General features: G+C 71.0%; 12 protein-coding genes and 1 tRNA gene. 6 read left to right on the top strand and 7 right to left on the bottom strand.

Annotated elements, in window-relative coordinates; genetic code table 11:
* The first annotated feature begins 12 nt into the window (after positions 1–12).
* Complete coding sequence (locus OHU35_RS35495; RefSeq protein WP_405508220.1) at positions 13–2,034, top strand: helix-turn-helix domain-containing protein; 2,022 nt, start codon at positions 13–15, stop codon at positions 2,032–2,034.
* An 84-nt stretch (positions 2,035–2,118) separates the two neighbouring features.
* On the opposite strand, the gene OHU35_RS35490 is transcribed toward OHU35_RS35495, so the two are convergent.
* Positions 2,119–2,203 (bottom strand) — tRNA-Leu (locus OHU35_RS35490).
* Positions 2,204–2,345: 142 nt separating this feature from the next.
* Between OHU35_RS35490 and OHU35_RS35485 the strand changes: the two genes are divergently transcribed.
* Positions 2,346–3,683, top strand: a complete 1,338-nt coding sequence (locus OHU35_RS35485) for a DUF2254 domain-containing protein (protein WP_405508219.1) — start codon at positions 2,346–2,348, stop codon at positions 3,681–3,683.
* An 83-nt stretch (positions 3,684–3,766) separates the two neighbouring features.
* On the opposite strand, the gene OHU35_RS35480 is transcribed toward OHU35_RS35485, so the two are convergent.
* The 3 genes from OHU35_RS35480 to sucC are packed head-to-tail and all read right to left on the bottom strand — an operon-like array spanning position 3,767 to position 7,395.
* The gene (locus OHU35_RS35480) at positions 3,767–5,308 is read right to left on the bottom strand and encodes an aldehyde dehydrogenase family protein (RefSeq protein WP_189726147.1); all 1,542 of its coding nucleotides are present in this window, start codon (positions 5,306–5,308) and stop codon (positions 3,767–3,769) included.
* Positions 5,309–5,368: 60 nt separating this feature from the next.
* The gene (sucD, locus tag OHU35_RS35475; RefSeq protein WP_189726148.1) at positions 5,369–6,250 is read right to left on the bottom strand and encodes a succinate--CoA ligase subunit alpha; all 882 of its coding nucleotides are present in this window, start codon (positions 6,248–6,250) and stop codon (positions 5,369–5,371) included.
* 14 nt (positions 6,251–6,264) lie between these two features.
* Positions 6,265–7,395, bottom strand: a complete 1,131-nt coding sequence (gene sucC, locus OHU35_RS35470) for an ADP-forming succinate--CoA ligase subunit beta (protein WP_405508217.1) — start codon at positions 7,393–7,395, stop codon at positions 6,265–6,267.
* 176 nt (positions 7,396–7,571) lie between these two features.
* Here sucC and OHU35_RS35465 point away from each other — a divergent pair, with 176 nt between their 5' ends.
* From OHU35_RS35465 to OHU35_RS35450, 4 genes are all read left to right on the top strand, one after another.
* Complete coding sequence (locus OHU35_RS35465) at positions 7,572–9,254, top strand: thiamine pyrophosphate-binding protein (protein WP_405508216.1); 1,683 nt, start codon at positions 7,572–7,574, stop codon at positions 9,252–9,254.
* A 9-nt stretch (positions 9,255–9,263) separates the two neighbouring features.
* A complete protein-coding gene (frc, locus tag OHU35_RS35460; RefSeq protein ID WP_189726151.1) occupies positions 9,264–10,505 on the top strand; it encodes a formyl-CoA transferase in 1,242 nt (413 codons plus the stop codon).
* Positions 10,506–10,509: 4 nt separating this feature from the next.
* Positions 10,510–12,654 (top strand): acetate--CoA ligase family protein, encoded by a 2,145-nt coding sequence (locus OHU35_RS35455; RefSeq protein ID WP_359889346.1) that lies wholly within the window; start codon positions 10,510–10,512, stop codon positions 12,652–12,654.
* Between the two features lie 120 nt (positions 12,655–12,774).
* Positions 12,775–14,163: an OFA family MFS transporter gene (locus tag OHU35_RS35450; protein WP_189726153.1), complete on the top strand. Its 1,389-nt coding sequence runs from the start codon at positions 12,775–12,777 to the stop codon at positions 14,161–14,163.
* 97 nt (positions 14,164–14,260) lie between these two features.
* On the opposite strand, the gene OHU35_RS35445 is transcribed toward OHU35_RS35450, so the two are convergent.
* From OHU35_RS35445 to eboE, 3 genes are all read right to left on the bottom strand, one after another.
* Entirely contained in the window at positions 14,261–15,319 is a 1,059-nt protein-coding gene (locus OHU35_RS35445) for a sugar phosphate isomerase/epimerase family protein (protein WP_405508214.1), read from the bottom strand.
* Between the two features lie 80 nt (positions 15,320–15,399).
* Positions 15,400–16,818 carry a nucleotide pyrophosphatase/phosphodiesterase family protein gene (locus tag OHU35_RS35440; protein ID WP_405508212.1) on the bottom strand — a complete coding sequence of 473 codons (1,419 nt, stop codon included), beginning with the start codon at positions 16,816–16,818 and terminating at the stop codon, positions 15,400–15,402.
* Positions 16,815–17,984, bottom strand: a complete 1,170-nt coding sequence (gene eboE, locus OHU35_RS35435) for a metabolite traffic protein EboE (protein WP_359889338.1) — start codon at positions 17,982–17,984, stop codon at positions 16,815–16,817. The genes OHU35_RS35440 and eboE overlap by 4 nt, the downstream gene beginning before the upstream one ends.
* Positions 17,985–17,986: the final 2 nt, after the last annotated feature.

Below are 17,986 nucleotides of genomic sequence, written 5' to 3'. Positions count from 1 at the left end.
GGTGGACATGTCGTGACCACCACAGAGCACACCCCCGCCGCCACCGCCCTCCCCTCGCTGTACGACGCCCGGGAACGCTTCCTGACAGGGCGCCCGTTGCCCGACGGCGTGCCGGAGGAGGTCGCCGCGGCGTGGCGACGGGCGCGGTTCTTCGGCGTGCCGCACGACTTGAAGGAACCGGCGGTTCGTCCGGTACGACCCGTGGAGTCGGCCCTGCTCGACGCCGCCCGCCCGGTGCTCGACCGGATCGTCCCCGCCCTGGGCGCCGGCAGGTCGCTCCTCATCCTCACCGACGAGCGGCTGCGCGTGCTCTGGACGGCGGGGAGCGTGCCCGGGCTCGAGAGGTGCCCCGTTCTGTCGGAGCAGGAGGTCGGCAACAACAGCGCGGCCCTCGCCCTGCGCACCCGGAGCCGGGCCGAGATGCACGGGCCGGAGCACTTCCTCGACCGGTGGCAGGACGTGTCCGCGGTCACCGTCCCGCTGCTCGCCCCGGAGAGCGCCCAGGTGCTCGGCACAGTGACCGTGGCGTCAAGGCTGTGCACCACGCGTTCGCCGCATCCGCAGGCGGCACTCGCCGAGGCCGCCGCGGCCGCGGTCGAGACGGAACTGCGCGCGCGGGCGGGCCGGGCCGAGCGGGTACTGCTGGACGCGTATCTACGGGCGGCCGGGCCGGACGGAGGACGTGGGGCGGACCTGGCCGTGGTCGCCCTGGACGGCCGCAACCGGCTGGTCAGCGACGCGGCGCAGCGGCTGCTGACACCGGAGGTGCTCGAGGCGCTGGAGCGTACGGCGGTGAGCGTGCGGCGTGGGGATGGCGCGGGCGGGGTCGAGGGCCCCGGGGAAGTCCGGTGCAGCACGCGACTTGGGCGCGGTGCGGGTGAGACGGAAGGGGCCGAGCCCGGCGGGCGCGCCGCGCGACTTGGAGAGGGTGCGGCTGAGGCCGGGGTGACCGAGCCCAGCGGGCGCACCGCGCGGCTCGAAGTCGGGGTGAGTGGGGCGGGGGTGACCGAGACCAGTGGGCACACCACACGGCTCGAGGACGGTGCGGCTGGGGCGGGGGCGACTGAGCCCGGCGGGCGCACCGCGCGGCTCGAAGTCGGGGTGAGTGGGGCGGGGGTGGCCGAGGGAGCCGGGTACGCCGCGCGGATCACCCCCGTGCGTCTGGACGACGGCACGGTCCTCGGGATCGTCGCCGTCCTGGAACCGCTCGGCGACCCCGTGCCGCCGGCGCCGGCTTCGCCGCGCCCACCCGTCAGCCTCACCGGCTCCTCGGTCCCATGGCGGCACGCCGTCGCGCGTGCGGTGGAGCTGGCGCGCTCCCCGGAGCCGCTGCTGCTGACCGGTGAGCGCGGAACGGGCAAGTCCGCGCTGGCCCGGGAGGTGCTCGGCCGAGGCCCGGTCCGGGTCGCCGACGCGGCGCGGGACACCGGACTCGACGGGGCCCTGGCCGCGTGGCCGGCCGACCGGCCGCTCCTGCTGCGGCACGCCGAGCGCCTCGAACAGCCGGGCGTGGCCGCGCTCAACTCCCTGCTCGACACACACCCTGACACCCGCGTGCTGGTCACCTACACGCCCGGCGCGCAGGTCGGCCCCTGCCTGCAGCGTCTACTGGACAAACTGTCCGCCCGCTCGGTGACCCTGCCCCCACTGCGGGAACGCACCGAGGACCTCCGGGAACTGCTGCCGGTCCTCGCGCCACGGCCGGTGCCTGGACAGCCCCCGCTGACCTGGACCCTGGACGCCCTGCGCGCGCTCGAGCTGTACCCGTGGCCCGGGAACGTCACCGAGCTGGCCCATGTCGTCCGGGCCCTGGCGGAGCAGCGGCGGATGTCCGGACCGGTCCGCCGGGCCGAACTCCCGGACCCGGTGCGCGAAGGTCCGGCCGCGCGGCCCCTCAGCCCGATGGAGCACGCCGAGCGCGCCGCGATCCTGGAGGCACTGCGCCGCCACGGCGGCAACAAGGCACGCGCGGCGGCCGCGCTGGGGATCGGCCGGGCGACGCTGTACCGCAAGTTGCGCGGGTACCGGGACTGAGCGAACGGGACCCTCGGGGCTGGTGGCCCACGCACAACAGCTCGGGCGGATCGAGGAGAACCTCGATCCGCCCGAGCTGATCTGTGTCCGAGGGGGGACTTGAACCCCCACGCCCGATAAAGGGCACTAGCACCTCAAGCTAGCGCGTCTGCCATTCCGCCACCCGGACAAGGTGTCCGTCGCCTGGCCAGGGGTGCTCCCCGCGGCGACATGGACAACAATACCAAGGTTTCGGAGTGCCTTTCACCTGCGTTTCCGTCCGCCTGGCGGGGGTCCGGGACCTCGCGGCCCGTTACCCCTAGGGTCGCACCATGAGTGACTGGATGGTTACGCAGAGCCCCGTTCCGGGTCGCCGCCCGCGTGCGCTGTCGCCGCTCCGGGAGCATCTGCGGGACACGTTCTGGTTCGCTCCCACCGTGGCCATGGTGAGCGTCTTCGTGGTCTGGGTGGGGGCGCAGGTTCTCGACACGGTCATCGTCGACGCGCTCCAGGAGGACGGCGACTACGAGACGCTCGACGAGTTGCTGCGGTTCGCGGAGGACGCGAAGGCCGTCGTGACCGTGGTCGGCTCGGCGATGATGACCTTCATCGGTGTGGTCTTCAGCATCTCGCTGGTGGCCGTGCAGATGGCGAGCGGGCAGTTCACCCCGCGCGTGGTGCGGCTCTTCGTGCGGAGCCGGATCACCAAGGCGACCTTCGCGGTGTTCCTGGCGACCTTCGTGCTGACCCTGCTGGTCCTGACCTCCTTCGACACCGCCGACGACCCCCGTGACGCGACGTCGGTGCCGCTGGTGCAGTCGGTCCTCACGCTCTGCATGGTGGCGCTGAGCCTGTTCCTCTTCGTGCTGTACGTGAACACCACCCTGCGGCTGATGCGGATCAGCCATGTCATCGCACGGATCGCCACGGAGTCCTTCCGGGTGGCTGCCTCGATGCCCGTGCCGACGGGCGGACACGACGGGGACGGCGCTCTCGTCGGCCCCGCGACCGCGTGGGTACCGCACGAGGGCCGGGCGGGTGTGCTGCGGGACGTGCACATCGCGCGACTGGTGCGGGTGGCGCGCAAGCACGGGGTCGTGCTGCGGCTGATCCCGAGGATCGGGGACTTCGTGGTGCCCGGTACGCCCGTGCTGGCCGTCCACGGGGGTCCGGCCCCGCCGCGCGGCGCGCTGCGCTACACGGCCTCGGTCGGGGTGGAGCGGACCTACCACCAGGATCTCGGCTTCGGACTGCGCCAGTTGTCCGATATCGCGCTGCGCGCCCTGTCGCCCGCGATCAACGATCCGACGACCGCCGTCCAGGCGCTGGACCGCATCATCCAGTTCCTGGCCTCGCTGAGCCGGCGCCCGCTGGACACCGCCCTGCACCGGGACCGGGCCGGTGCGGTGCGGCTGGTGCAGCCCGTGCCGGGGTGGACCGAGCTGGTGGATCTAGGGTTCACCGAGGTACGGGGGTGCGCCATCGGGAGCCCGCAGGTCTCCCGGCGCATGCTGGCCGGACTGGACGACCTGCTCCTGCTCGTGCCGGCGGAACGGCGGGAGCCGCTGCTGCGCCACCGCGCACTGCTCCGCCAGGCGGTCGACCAGGCCGAACCGTCCCCCTCGGACCGCGCGTTCGCCCTGCGCCCGGACCGACAGGGCATCGGGTGACCGGGCACCTCGAGGACGTCCGACGCCGGGAAGCCGCGGTGCCTGCCCGCGTGGCGAACCGGCGTCGGACGCGACAGCCCACCTCACGGCAGGAGCTGGTACTCCGGGAAGTTGCCCGGCAGCCGCTCCCCCGCCGGTCCCCGCGTCACCGCGCGCACCAGCAGCTCGCCGCCGACGAACGCGCCGCGCCAGGACGCGCCGAGCCCGCCGAAGAGCTCGTCTCGGTCGCCACGGGAGCGGGGCCGGCCGTGGCCGACCTTGAAGGCGCGGATGTGCGGGGCGAGCCGCTCGTAAGTGGCCCGGTCGTCGGTGGACAGCGTGGCCACGAGCGCGCCGTTCGAGGCGTTCATCGCGGCGAGCAGCTCCGCCTCCGTGTCGACCAGGACGATCGTGTCGACCGGGCCGAACGGCTCCGCGTGGTGCAGCGGAGAGGACGAGGGCGGGTTGAGGAGGGTGACCGGCTGGACGTAGGCGGAGGTGTCCTGGCCGGGCAGGAAGCGGGCGTCGGCCGGGCTGCCGCGGTGCAGTGGCACGGCGCCGCGCTCGATCGCCTCGGCGACCTGGTCCTGGAGCTCCTTGGCCTTGGCGGCGTTGATCACCGGCCCGAAGTCCAGGTCGGCGTACGGGTCGTCGGGCTTCTCGACGGCGAGCGGGTGGCCGACCCTGACGTCGCGGACCGCCGGGAGGTACGCCGCCAGGAACGCGTCGAACAGGTGCCGCTGGACGACGAAGCGCGGGTACGCCGTACAGCGCTGCTTGCCGTAGTCGAAGAGCTTGGGAACCAGCGCGGTGAGCGCGTCCCAGTCCGAGTAGTTCCAGATGCCCCAGGTGTTGAGTCCTTCCTGTTCGAGTACGTGTCGTTTGCCGAGGTCGGCGACGGCCGTGGCCACCGCGGCGCCGGTGTCGCGGCCGCCGACGAAGGAGACGCAGCCGATCTCGGGCGCCCGCACCAGCGCCTGGGACAGCTCGCCTCCGCTGCCGCTGACGAGGGTCACGGGGATCCCCTCGCGCGCGGCGAGGGCACTGGCCAGGGTCAGACAGGCGACACCGCCGTCGGTCGGGGTCTTGGCGATGACCGCGTTGCCTGCCAGTGCCTGTACCAGTAATGCGTGAACGAGCACGCTCATCGGGTAGTTCCAGCTGGCGATGTTGGACACCGGGCCGTCGAGCGGGGCCCGTTCGGCGACCATCGGTTCGATGCCGTCGACGTACCAGCGGACCCCGTCGATGGCCCGGTCGACGTCCGCCTGGGCGAGCCGCCAGGGCTTGCCGATCTCCCAGACGAGCAGGAGGGCAAGCAGCCGGCGGTGTTCGGCGAGGGCGTCGAGTGTGGCGGCGACGCGGGCCCTGCGCTCCGGCAGGGGGACGTGCCGCCAGGCGCGGTGCTGATCGAGGGCCGCGCGCACGGCCTGGCGGGCGGTGGATCCGTCCAGGCGCGGCGGACCGGCGATGGGACTGCCGTCGACCGGGCTGACGGCGGGCAGGACCCGGCCGTCCGCCTGCCAGGCTGAGTTCCAGAGGTTGAGGGCCCGGTCGTCGCGGAAGGCCTCGGGCGCGACGGTGCGGCAGCGCTGCCACGCGTCGGGCCAGGACGTGCCGGATTTGAGGGTGAGGGTGGGTGCCATGGGGTTGCTCCGCTCTCGGTGCACGGTCGGGGGCGGGGAATCAGCCTCGAGGGGGGACCGCTATCGGCCTTCGAGACGCGCCAGCACGAGCTTCGCGGTCTCGGTCGGTGTGCTTCCCACGCTCACCCCGACCGCCTCCAGCGCCTCCTTCTTCGCCCGCGCGGTGCCGGACGAGCCGGACACGATCGCGCCCGCGTGGCCCATGGTCTTGCCCTCGGGTGCGGTGAACCCGGCGATGTAGCCGACGACCGGCTTGGTGACGTGCTCGCGGACGTACGCCGCCGCGCGTTCCTCCGCGTCGCCGCCGATCTCGCCGATGAGGACGATCAGTTCGGTGTCGGGGTCGTCCTGGAAGGCGGCGAGGCAGTCGATGTGCGTGGTGCCGACGACCGGGTCGCCGCCGATGCCGACGCACGTGGAGAAGCCGATGTCGCGCAGCTCGTACATGAGCTGGTACGTCAGCGTGCCGGACTTGGAGACCAGGCCGATCCGGCCCGGCTTGGTGATGTCGGCCGGGATGATGCCCGCGTTGGACTGGCCGGGGGTGATGAGGCCCGGGCAGTTGGGGCCGACGATGCGGGTGCCCTTCCTTTTGGCGTACGCGGTGAAGGCGACGGAGTCGTGGACGGGGATGCCCTCGGTGATGACGACGGCGAGGCCGATGCCCGCGTCGGCGGCTTCGACGACGGCCGCCTTGGCGAAGGCGGGCGGTACGAAGACGACGGTGACGTCCGCTCCGGTCGCGCGCATGCCGTCGGCGACCGAGCCGAAGACGGGGACCGCCCGGTCGTCGAAGTCGACGGTGCGGCCCGCCTTGCGCGGGTTGACTCCGCCGACGACGTTCGTGCCGGCCGCGAGCATGCGCCGGGTGTGCTTCATGCCCTCGCCGCCGGTCATGCCCTGGACGAGGACCTTGCTCTCCTTGGTGAGGTAGATGGCCATGGCGTTCCCTCTCCTCAGGCCGCGGTGGCGAGTTCGGCGGCGCGGCGGGCGGCGCCGTCCATGGGGGTGACCTGCTGGACCAGCGGATGCGCGTGCTCGTCGAGGACGGCCCGGCCCCGGGCCGCGTTGTTGCCGTCGAGGCGCACGACGAGCGGTTTGGTCAGCCGGACGGTGTCCAGGGCGCGGACGATGCCGTCGGCGACCGCGTCGCAGGCGGTGATCCCGCCGAAGACATTGACGAAGACGGACTTCACGGCCGGGTCGGTGAGGATCAGCGACAGTCCGTCCGCCATGATCTGGGCGCTCGCTCCGCCGCCGATGTCGAGGAAGTTGGCGGGGCGTGCGCCGCAGCCCGCGACCGCGTCCAGGGTCGACATGACGAGTCCGGCGCCGTTGCCGATGATGCCGACCTCGCCGTCGAGCTTGACGTAGTTGAGGCCCTTGGCGGCAGCGGCGGCCTCGAGTGCGTCGTCGTGCCCCCTTTCATCGGCGCCCCATCGCGCCTGCCGGAAACGGGCGTTGTCGTCGAGGGTGACCTTGCCGTCGAGGGCGAGGATCTGCCCCTGCCGGGTGCGGACGAGCGGGTTCACCTCGACGAGGAGGGCGTCTTCGCGGACCAGGACGTCCCAGAGACGTACGAGGACGTCGACAGTCTGCGGCGGCAGTCCGGCCGCCCGGGCGATCTCGCCCGCCTTCGCGGAGGTGACGCCCTCGGCGGGGTCGACGGGGATACGGGCCACGGCCTCCGGCCGGCCGGCCGCCACCTCCTCTATCTCCATGCCGCCTTCCGCCGAGGCGATCGCGAGGAAGCGGCCGGCCGCGCGGTCGAGTACGTAGGACACGTAGAACTCGGTCTCGATGTCGACGGGTTGGGCCAGCATCACCTTGCCGACCGTGTGGCCCTTGATGTCCATACCGAGGATCTGACGGGCGGTGAGCTCGGCGGCGGCCGGGTCGGCAGCGAGCTTCACACCGCCCGCCTTGCCGCGTCCTCCGGTCTTCACCTGCGCCTTGACCACGACCCGTCCGCCGAGGCGGCGTGCGATCTCGCGGGCCTCCTTGGCCGAGTCCGTCACCTCGGCCCGCGGCACCAAGATGCCGTGCTCTTCGAAGAGTTCCCTTGCCTGGTGTTCGTACAGGTCCATTCCGGCTCCTGACTGCTGTGTCTTCTGGGGAGCGACCCCCAGACCCCCGAAAATGCCGCACGCCCCCTGGACACCACCCACCGGATGCGGGATAACAAGCTTCATACAGTATTCGTCGACTGTATGCAATGTACTGCGAGCCGTTCCAACCCCCTACGAAGGGACAGGACTTCGCCATGCCCGACGACACCCAGGACGTGATCTCCGGTGGTCATCTCGTAGCCAAGGCGCTCAAGGCCGAGGGGGTCGACCGCATCTACACGCTGTGCGGCGGCCACATCATCGACATCTACGACGGCTGCGTCGACGAGGGCATCGAGGTCGTCGACGTACGCCACGAGCAGGTCGCCGCCCACGCCGCCGACGGTTACGCGCGCATCACCGGCAAGCCAGGCTGCGCCGTGGTCACCGCGGGCCCGGGGACGACCGACGCCGTCACCGGTGTCGCCAACGCCTTCCGCGCGGAGTCCCCCATGCTGCTGATCGGCGGTCAAGGGGCCCTCACCCAGCACAAGATGGGGTCCCTCCAGGACCTGCCGCACGTCGACATGATGAACCCCATCACCAAGTTCGCGGCGACCGTGCCGGACACGGCACGCGCGGCGGACCTGGTCTCCATGGCCTTCCGCGAGTGCTTCCACGGCGCGCCCGGGCCCTCCTTCCTGGAGATCCCGCGCGATGTGCTGGACGCCAAGGTGCCCGCCGCCAAGGCCCGCGTGCCCCAGTCCGGCGCCTACCGCGCCTCGACCCGCTCGGCCGGCGACCCCGAGGCGATCGAGAGGCTCGCCGACCTGCTGGTGCACGCCGAGAAGCCGGCCATCCTGCTCGGCAGCCAGGTGTGGACGACCCGGGGCACCGAATCGGCCATCGAGCTGGTGCGCACCCTGAACGTCCCGGCGTACATGAACGGCGCCGGCCGCGGCACCCTCCCGCCCGGCGACCCGCACCACTTCCAGCTGTCGCGCCGGTACGCCTTCTCCAACGCCGACGTGATCGTCATCGTCGGCACGCCCTTCGACTTCCGTATGGGCTACGGCAAGCGGCTGTCGCCGGAGGCGACCGTCGTGCAGATCGACCTCGACTACCGCACGGTCGGAAAGAACCGCGACATCGACCTCGGCATCGTGGGCGACGCCGGGCTGGTGCTGAAGGCCGTGACCGAGGCGGCCTCCGGACGCGTCAACGGCGGTGCGTCCAGGCGCAAGGAGTGGCTGGACGAGCTCCGGGCGGCCGAGCAGACCGCGCTGGAGAAGCGGCTGCCGAACCTGAGGTCGGACGCCTCACCCATCCACCCGTACCGCCTGGTCAGCGAGATCAACGACTTCCTCACCGAGGACTCGATCTACATCGGCGACGGCGGCGACATCGTCACCTTCTCCGGGCAGGTCGTGCAGCCCAAGTCACCCGGGCACTGGATGGACCCGGGCCCCCTGGGCACGCTCGGCGTCGGCGTCCCCTTCGTGCTCGCGGCCAAGCAGGCGCGGCCCGACAAGGAGGTCGTCGCGCTCTTCGGCGACGGCGCGTTCTCCCTCACCGGCTGGGACTTCGAGACGCTCGTCCGCTACGACCTCCCGTTCGTCGGCATCGTCGGCAACAACTCCTCCATGAACCAGATCCGCTACGGCCAGGCCGCCAAGTACGGCAAGGACCGCGAGCGGATCGGCAACACCCTCGGCGACGTCCACTACGACAAGTTCGCCCAGATGCTGGGCGGTTACGGCGAGGAGGTCCGCGACCCCGCCGACATCGGCCCGGCCCTGAGGCGCGCCCGCGAGTCCGGCAAGCCGTCCCTGATCAACGTCTGGGTCGACCCCGACGCGTACGCCCCCGGAACCATGAACCAGACCATGTACAAGTGAGGTGCCCCGATGACTGCTCCGTCCACCAAGGCCCTCGAAGGCATCCGCGTCCTGGACATGACCCACGTCCAGTCCGGGCCCTCCGCGACCCAGCTGCTCGCCTGGCTCGGCGCGGACGTCGTCAAGCTGGAGGCGCCGACCGGTGACATCACGCGCAAGCAGCTGCGTGACCTGCCGGACGTCGACTCCCTGTACTTCACGATGCTCAACTGCAACAAGCGGAGCATCACCCTCAACACCAAGACCGAACGCGGCAAGGAGATCCTCACCGAGCTGATCCGGCGCTCCGACGTCATGGTCGAGAACTTCGGACCGGGCGCGGTCGACCGGATGGGCTTCACCTGGGACCGCATCCAGGAGATCAATCCACGGATCGTCTATGCCTCCATCAAGGGGTTCGGCGAGGGCCCGTACACCAACTTCAAGGCGTACGAGGTCGTCGCGCAGGCCATGGGCGGGTCGATGTCGACCACCGGTTTCGAGGACGGGCCGCCGCTGGCGACGGGAGCCCAGATCGGGGACTCGGGGACGGGTGTGCACGCCGTGGCGGGGATTCTCGCGGCGCTGTACCAGCGGGAGAACACCGGGCGCGGTCAGCGGGTCAACGTGGCCATGCAGCATGCCGTCCTCAACCTCTGCCGGGTGAAGCTGAGGGATCAGCAGCGGCTGGCACATGGCCCGCTCCGTGAATATCCCAACGACGACTTCGGCGACGAGGTTCCCAGGTCCGGGAACGCGTCCGGCGGCGGCCAGCCCGGCTGGGCGGTGAAGTGCGCGCCGGGCGGCCCGAACGACTACGTGTACGTCATCGTGCAGCCCGTCGGCTGGCAGCCGATCAGCGAGCTCATCGGCCGGCCCGAACTGGCCGACGACCCCGAGTGGGCGACGCCGGAGGCGCGGCTGCCCAAGCTGAACAAGATGTTCCAGCTGATCGAGGAGTGGTCCTCGACGCTGCCCAAGTGGGAGGTGCTGGAGCGGCTCAACGGGCACAACATCCCGTGCGGCCCGATCCTGTCCACCCGGGAGATCATCGAGGACCGGTCGCTGGTCGCCAACGAGATGGTCGTCACCGTCCCGCACCCGCAGCGGGGCGAGTTCGTGACCGTCGGCAGCCCGCTCAAGCTGTCCGACTCCCCCGTCGAGGTGACCGGCTCACCGCTGCTCGGCGAGCACAACGAAGAGGTCTACGTCGGCGAACTCGGCCTCGGCGACGAGGAACTGCGCCTGCTCAAGTCGAACGGAGTGATCTGACGTGATGGCAGAAGACCGCCTTCTGCGGGTGCGCGGCCTCCTCGACTCCGTGCGGGCCACGGGGCGGACCGCGCTGACCGCGCCCGAGGGCAAGGTGATCGCCGACGCGTACGGGATCGCCGTACCGGGCGAGGAGCTGGCGACCGACGTCGAGGAGGCCGTGGCGTTCGCGGCGCGCTTCGGCGGGCCCGTCGTGATGAAGATCGTCTCGCCGGACATCCTGCACAAGACCGACGCCGGCGGGGTCGTCGTCGGCGTCGAGGGCGCCGCCGACGTACGGGCCGCGTTCCACACCATCATCGACAACGCGCGCGCCTACGACGCGAACGCCCGCATCGACGGTGTGCAGGTGCAGGAGCTGCTGCCGAAGGGGCAGGAGGTCATCGTCGGCGCGGTGACGGACCCGACGTTCGGGAAGGTGGTCGCGTTCGGGCTCGGCGGGGTGCTCGTCGAGGTCCTGAAGGACGTCACCTTCCGGCTCGCCCCGGTGGAGGCCGACGAGGCACTGTCGATGCTGGACTCGATCCGCTCGGCGGAGATCCTGCGCGGGGTGCGCGGCCAGGCGGGTGTGGACCGGTGGGCGGTGGCCGAGCAGATCCGCCGGGTGTCCGAACTCGTCGCGGACTTCCCGGAGATCGCCGAGGTGGACCTCAATCCGGTGATCGCGACGGCGGAGGGCGCCGTCGCGGCCGACATCCGGGTGATCCTCGCCGAGTCACAGCCCCCGGCACGCCGGAAGTACTCGCGGGACGAGATCCTCACGTCCATGCGCCGGCTGATGCAGCCGAACTCGGTCGCCGTGATCGGCGCCTCCAACGAGCAGGGCAAGATCGGCAATTCCGTGATGCGCAACCTCGTCGACGGGGGCTTCGCCGGGGACATCCACCCGGTGAATCCCAAGGCCGACGACATCCTGGGCCGCAAGGCGTACAAGAGTGTCACGGACGTTCCCGGTGAGGTGGATGTGGCGGTCTTCGCGATCCCCGCCAAGTTCGTGGCCTCGGCCCTGGAGGAGGTGGGACGCAAGAAGATCCCGAACGCCGTGCTGATCCCCTCCGGCTTCGCGGAGACCGGCGAGCACGAACTCCAGGCGGAGATCGTGGAGATCGCCGAGCGGCACGGCGTACGGCTGCTGGGGCCGAACATCTACGGCTACTACTCGACCTGGCAGGACCTCTGCGCCACGTTCTGCACGCCGTACGACGTCAAGGGCGGGGTCGCGCTGACCTCGCAGTCGGGCGGCATCGGGATGGCGATCCTGGGCTTCGCGCGCACCACCAAAACGGGTGTGTCGGCGATCGTCGGACTCGGCAACAAGTCGGACCTGGACGAGGACGACCTGCTGACCTGGTTCGGGGAGGACCCGCACACCGACTGCATCGCGATGCACCTGGAGGACCTCAAGGACGGGCGCGCCTTCGTGGAGGCCGCGCGGGCGACCGTGCCGAAGAAGCCGGTGGTCGTGCTGAAGGCGGGGCGTACGGCGGCGGGCGCGAAGGCGGCCGGTTCGCACACCGGTGCCCTGGCGGGCGACGACGCCGTGTACGACGACATCCTGCGGCAGGCCGGGGTCATCCGGGCCCCTGGGCTGAACGAGATGCTGGAGTACGCGCGCGCGTTGCCGGTGCTTCCCGCACCCCAGGGCGACAACGTCGTCATCATCACGGGGGCCGGCGGCAGCGGCGTGCTGCTCTCGGACGCGGTGACGGACAACGGGCTGTCGCTGATGGAGATCCCGCCCGATCTGGACGAGGCGTTCCGGAAGTTCATCCCGCCCTTCGGGGCCGCCGGCAACCCGGTGGACATCACCGGGGGCGAGCCGCCGTCGACGTACGAGGCGACGATCCGGCTGGGGATGGAGGACCCGCGCATCCACGCGCTCGTCCTCGGCTACTGGCACACCATCGTCACCCCTCCGATGGTCTTCGCGGAGCTCACCGCGCGCGTGGTGGCCGAGTTCCGGGAGCGGGGCATCGAGAAGCCCGTCGTGGCGTCGCTCGCGGGCGATGTGGAGGTCGAGGAGGCCTGCCAGTACCTCTTCGAGCGCGGGGTCGTGGCGTACCCGTACACGACCGAGAAGCCGGTTGCCGTGCTCGGCGCCAAGTACCGCTGGGCGCGGGAGGCGGGGGTGCTGGGGGGCGGTACATGAGGTGAGGGAGCGGGGGCCGGCCGACGGTGCGCGTCGGCCGGCCCCGGGACCCGTACGCGCACGAAAGGCATGGGACAGGGGGCGCTGGCCAGATCTTTCGACGCAAGGGGTGCAATCCACGTGACAACCACCGACGTTCCACGGGTCGCCGCCTATCGCGAGGTGACCGACAAGAACGGACGCGTCTATCGCATCGGCGAGTCCGACATCGACATCATGGGGCGCAAGCGCAAGTGGATGGTGATCCTGCCCTGGATCGGCATGATGGGCATCTCCTCCGCCGAGTACGCGTTCGCGTCCGCCGAGGACACCCTGCACACGGCACATCACTGGAACAGCATGCACATCTTCTGGATGATGACCGTGTGGGTCTTCTTCCAGGCCGCGGTGGCCTTCCCCGCGGGCAAACTGCGTGAGAGCGGGAAGCTGCCGGCCCGCTGGGCGATGATGTGCGGGGCGACGGGCACCCTGCTGGGCTATCTGTCGCTGGCGTTCGCGCCGCACGTCGTGGTCGCCTACATCGGCTTCAGCATGTTCAGCGGCATGGGCGCGGGCATGGTGTACGCCACCTGCGTCAACATGGTGGGCAAGTGGTATCCGGAGCGCAAGGGCGGCAAGACCGGCTTCGTCAACGGCGGTTTCGCCTACGGCTCGGTGCCCTTCGTCTTCCTCTTCAACGGCTACATGGACCTGACCAACTTCCGCTGGGTGCTGGTCTCGGTGGGTGTGTTCCTGGCCGGAATCGTCGCGTTCTCCGGCTACTTCTTCAGGGACCCGCCGAAGAACTGGTGGCCCGCCTCGATCGACCCGCTCAACCCGCCGAAGGACCCGCGCGCGGCGCGCTCGCTGCGGATGAACCCGCCGGCGGTCCACCAGTACTCCCCCAAGGAGGCGTGGAAGACCGGCCGGGTGGCCCTGATGTGGTTCTGTCTGGCGTGCACGTCCGGCGTGAACATCTTCGGTATCGCGTTCCAGGTGGACATCGGCGAGGAGGCCGGATTCGCGGGCGGGATCGTGGCCACGGCCATGTCCCTCAAAGCGATCGTCAACGGTACCGGCCGTGGCGTCATCGGCTGGCTCTCCGACCTCTACGGCCGCAAGCGGTGCCTGCTCGCCGTGTGCGTCATCCTGGGCCTGGCCCAGTTCGGCATCCTCTGGTCGGCGGACAGCAAGAACCTGACCCTGTTCCTGATCTTCTCCGCGATCTCCGGCTTCGGCGGCGGCGCGATCTTCCCGATGTTCGCGGCGCTCACCGCCGACTACTTCGGCGAGAACAACAACGCGTCCAACTACGGCATGGTCTACAGCGCCAAGCTCGTCTCCGGTCTGGGCGCGGGTATGGGTGCCGTGGTCGTCGGCGCCTGGGGGCACTCCGGTGCCTTCATCCTGGCCGGCTCGATCTCGCTCTTCGCCGGCTGCGTGGCACTGTTCCTCTCCCCGCCGGGACGCGACAGGGAAGAGAGCCGCATCGTTCCCAATCCACAACCGCTCGGCGAGGACACGGCCTGACCGTGACGTGCCCGGACAGGGCTCGTGGGCTGGCCGTCCCACCTGTGAGGAGGCCCCTCCCTGACGCGGGAGGGGCCTCCTCATGCCGGTACGGCCCTCAGCACTTCTCCCTCAGGGAGTGCAGGTGTGCGCTGGAACGGCGCGCGAACGTGAAGGACTCGGCCGGGTTGTCGTGCTCGGCCTGCCAGTGGTGGGCCATGCGGTGGCCGCGCAGCCGGGTGACGGCGGAGATGAACCGCTGGTAGTCGATGTCGCCGTCGCCCACGTCGGTCATGTTGTAGCCGTACGGGTTCGACGGGTCGCTCTCCCCGTCCTTCACGTGGAACAGCGGGTAGCGGTCCGGCCGCTTGAGGACGTAGTTCAGCGGTTCGAACGGCGCGGGCTTGCCGTCGGGCCGCTTGGAGAAGCGGAACTGGCCGACGTACGCCCAGTAGATGTCCATCTCCAGGTAGACGAGGTCCGGGTCGGTCTCCTTGAGCAGGATGTCGTAGAGGCGGACCTTGGGGTTGTCCGTGGCGAAGGAGAACTCCTCTGAGTGGTTGTGCTGGTAGAACTTCATGCCCCGGGCCTTCGCCGCGGCGCCGTAGGTGTTGAAGTCCTCGGCGGCGCGCTTCCAGGCGTCGACGGTGGAGCCGTAGCGGAACGGGCCCGAGGCCGTGCCGATGTGCTTGAGGCCGAGGGCCTGGGCGTCGTCGAGGACCTTGGTGAGGTTCTGGGCGAAGGTGTAGGCGGCCGGGTCGTTGGAGTAGTAGCCGACGTGGCTGCCGATCGGGTTCAGGCCGTGGTTCCGTGCCAGCCGCTTGAGCTGGGCGAGCGTGATGGGGCCCGCTGAGCCCTGGGTGTAGCCGGCGAACTCGACCTCGTCGTAGCCGTACCTCTCCAGTTCGGCGAAGACGGGGCCGAAGCCGAGGGTGGAGACCTTGTCGCGCAGGCTGTAGAGCTGGATACCGAGGCGGCCGGGCGGCAGCACGGGGCGACCACGGCCCTTGGCGCCGGACGCGGTGCCGGTGGCGGCCGTCGCGGTGCCGGTGGCCGCGGTCGCGGGGGCCGCGGCACCGAGCAGGGCGGCGGCGGTGGCGCCGGCGGCCACGCCGAGCATGCCGCGTCTGCTGAGGCGGTGGGTGAGCTCGGGATCGGGCTGGGAGAAGCGGCTCATGCGTGGTACTCCTCGTGATCGCGGGGCGTTGTCAGTGGTGAGTGCTTCACTTGTGACCAGTCGGGACTGAGGCCTTGTCCTCAGCCGAGACCGGCGAGTTCGAGCAGCAGTGACTTCACATCGGTGGCCGCGACGCGGTCGCCGACAGCACGGGGGGTGGAGCAGATGAGGAGCGGACCGTCGTCGTCGCTCGCCGGAAGGCGGCCGTGGCTGCCGCGAATAGGTGAGGGGTCCAGGGGCACGACCGCCATGCGGTAGCGCATGCCGAGTTTCTTGCGCGCCAGTGCGGTGGCCGCCTTGACCTTGACGTAGGGGTCGAGGGGATCCATGAAGAGTTCGACCGGGTCGTAGCCGGGTTTGCGGTGGATCTCGACGAGTGGCGCGAAGTCGGGCGCGTGGGCGTCGTCGAGCCAGTAGTAGTACGTGAACCAGGCGTCGGGTTCCGCCACGGCGACGAGTTCGCCCGCGCGCGGATGGTCGAGGTGATGGGCCTTCTTGCCCTCGTCGTCGAGGAGTTGGCCGAGGCCGGGCAGACCGTCGAGGGCGGCCCGGGTGGCGTCGAGGTCCTCGGGGCGGCGCACATAGACGTGGGCGATCTGGTGGTCGGCGACCGCGAAGGCACGTGACGCCATCGGGTCGAGGTACTCCATGCCGTCCTGCGTGTGCACTTCCAAGAGGCCGGCACGCCGCAGAGCGCGGTTGATGTCGACGGGCCGGTTCACGCGGGTGATGCCGTACTCGGACAGCGCGACGACCGTGCGGCCCTCGGCGCGGGCGTCGTCCAGGAGCGGGGTCAGGGCGGCGTCCAGATCGGCGGCCGCCTTCAGGGAGCGCGGGTCGTCGGGGCCGAAGCGCTGCAGGTCGTAGTCGAGGTGAGGGAGGTAGCAGAGCGTCAGATCGGGGTGCCGGGTGCGGATGATGTGGCGGGTCGCGTCGATGATCCACCGGCTGGAGACGAGGTCGGCTCCGGGACCCCAGAAGTGGAAGAGGGGGAACGTGCCGAACTTTTCGGTGAGTTCGTCGTGCAGCGCGGCCGGCCGGGTGTAGCAGTCGGGTTCCTTGCGGCCGTCGGCGTAGTAGACCGGACGGGGGGTGACGGTGAAGTCGGTGTCGGCGCCCATGGCGTACCACCAGCAGATGTTCGCGACGGTGTAGCCGGGGTGGGCACGGCGGGCGGCGTCCCAGAGCTTGTCGCCGGCCACGAGCCCGTTGTGCTGGCGCCACAGGAGGACGTCGCCGAGTTCGCGGAAGTACCAGCCGTTGCCGACGATGCCGTGCTCCGAGGGCATGGTGCCGGTGAGGAACGTGGACTGGGCGGCGCAGGTGACGGCGGGCAGGACGGTGCCCAGCGGGGCGCGGGAGCCGGACTGTCCGAGCGCCTTGAGACGGGGCATGTGGTCGAGGAGCCGGGGAGTGAGGCCGACGACGTCGAGGACGAGGAGGGGTGTGGGGCCTGCCGGAGCCGGGTGGGTGCCCGGGGCGGAAGGGTGGGTGCTCATGGCAGCTCCTTCAGGCCGAGGTCCGTCAGCAGGTCGCGGGCGAGGGTGAGTTCGGCGGCGATGCCCTCGGCGAGCTGGGTGCGGCCCTTGGGGCGCAGCTCGGGCGGGAGGGCCTGCCAGGTGTAGGTCTCGACCTCCAGGTGGCGGGTGAGCGGGGCCGGGCCGCCGACGAGCCGGGTCAGTGCGCTCTTCAGGACCGGGAGTGTGGAGGTGAGGGGCGTGGCGGGGGCGGCGTGCAGTGGGACGTGGAAGTGGGCGCGCCAAGGTGCGCCGTCCGGCAGGGCGTGGCCCGCGAGGGCCTCGTCGAGGTCGTCGGTGGCGCGCAGGCCGGCGGCGGTGGCCGTGCGGGTCTGGTGCAGGAAGCGGGGTTCGGCGAACGCGGCGAGGGCCTCGCGGACCTCGGGCAGATGGGGGTGCTCGGCGTGCAGGGCGGCGGAGAGCTGGGATTTGACGACGGGGACGCGGGCCTCGGTGAGGGCGTCCAGGGCGGTGTCCGGATCTTCGAAGGAGGTGGCGAGATGGCAGGTGTCGACGCAGATGCCGATGCGGTCGTGGCCGATCGCGGTGAGCGGGGCGATGGCGTCGCGGGTGGTCTCGACGACACAGCCGGGTTCCGGTTCCAGACCGACGCGGATGGAGCGGCCGGTCAGTTCCTCGATGGCGTCGAGGCGTTCGGCGAGGGTGCGCAGGGCGGTGCGGGCGGTCTCCGCGCGCTCGTCGTCGTACGCGGTGCGCCAGGCGAGGGGCAGGGTGGAGATGGTGCCCTCGGCCACGTCGTCGGGGAGGAGCCCTGCGAGGACCCGGGCGAGGGCGGTGGTGTGGTCGAGGCGTTCCGGGTCGGCCCAGTCCGGCTTGTAGACGCGGTACTTGACCTCCTCGGCGCCGAAGCCCTCATAGGGGAAGCCGTTGAGGGTGACGACTTCGAGGCCTCGCCGGTCGAGTTCGGTGCGCAGGCCGCGCAGCGCGGACGGGTCGGTGACCAGGGCGTGGGCGGCGTCCTTGGCGAGCCACAGCCCGATCCCGAGCCGGTCGCGGCCCAGCCTGCGGCGGACGGGCTCGCAGTGGTCGCGGAGCTGGGCGAGGACCCCGTCGAGGGTTTCGGCGGGGTGGACGTTGGTGCAGTAGGCGAGGTGGACGGTGGACCCGTCGGGGTGGCGGAAGCGCATGG

It is taken from the genome of Streptomyces purpurascens, assembly GCF_045040895.1.
Classification (GTDB): Bacteria; Actinomycetota; Actinomycetes; order Streptomycetales; family Streptomycetaceae; genus Streptomyces; species Streptomyces purpurascens.
The sequence above is the reverse complement of the archived record's forward strand: the minus strand, read 5'-3'. Positions and strand labels throughout refer to the sequence as shown.

Bases quoted from the DNA above. Each gene is read 5' to 3' on its own strand.
- sucD (WP_189726148.1), bottom strand. From the start codon at position 6,250: ATGGCCATCTACCTCACCAAGGAGAGCAAGGTCCTCGTCCAGGGCATG.
- OHU35_RS35445 (WP_405508214.1), bottom strand. From the start codon at position 15,319: ATGAGCCGCTTCTCCCAGCCCGATCCCGAGCTCACCCACCGCCTCAGC.
- OHU35_RS35485 (WP_405508219.1), top strand. From the start codon at position 2,346: ATGAGTGACTGGATGGTTACGCAGAGCCCCGTTCCGGGTCGCCGCCCG.
- OHU35_RS35455 (WP_359889346.1), top strand. From the start codon at position 10,510: ATGGCAGAAGACCGCCTTCTGCGGGTGCGCGGCCTCCTCGACTCCGTG.
- sucC (WP_405508217.1), bottom strand. From the start codon at position 7,395: ATGGACCTGTACGAACACCAGGCAAGGGAACTCTTCGAAGAGCACGGC.
- frc (WP_189726151.1), top strand. From the start codon at position 9,264: ATGACTGCTCCGTCCACCAAGGCCCTCGAAGGCATCCGCGTCCTGGAC.
- OHU35_RS35440 (WP_405508212.1), bottom strand. From the start codon at position 16,818: ATGAGCACCCACCCTTCCGCCCCGGGCACCCACCCGGCTCCGGCAGGC.
- eboE (WP_359889338.1), bottom strand. From the start codon at position 17,984: ATGCGCTTCCGCCACCCCGACGGGTCCACCGTCCACCTCGCCTACTGC.
- OHU35_RS35465 (WP_405508216.1), top strand. From the start codon at position 7,572: ATGCCCGACGACACCCAGGACGTGATCTCCGGTGGTCATCTCGTAGCC.
- OHU35_RS35480 (WP_189726147.1), bottom strand. From the start codon at position 5,308: ATGGCACCCACCCTCACCCTCAAATCCGGCACGTCCTGGCCCGACGCG.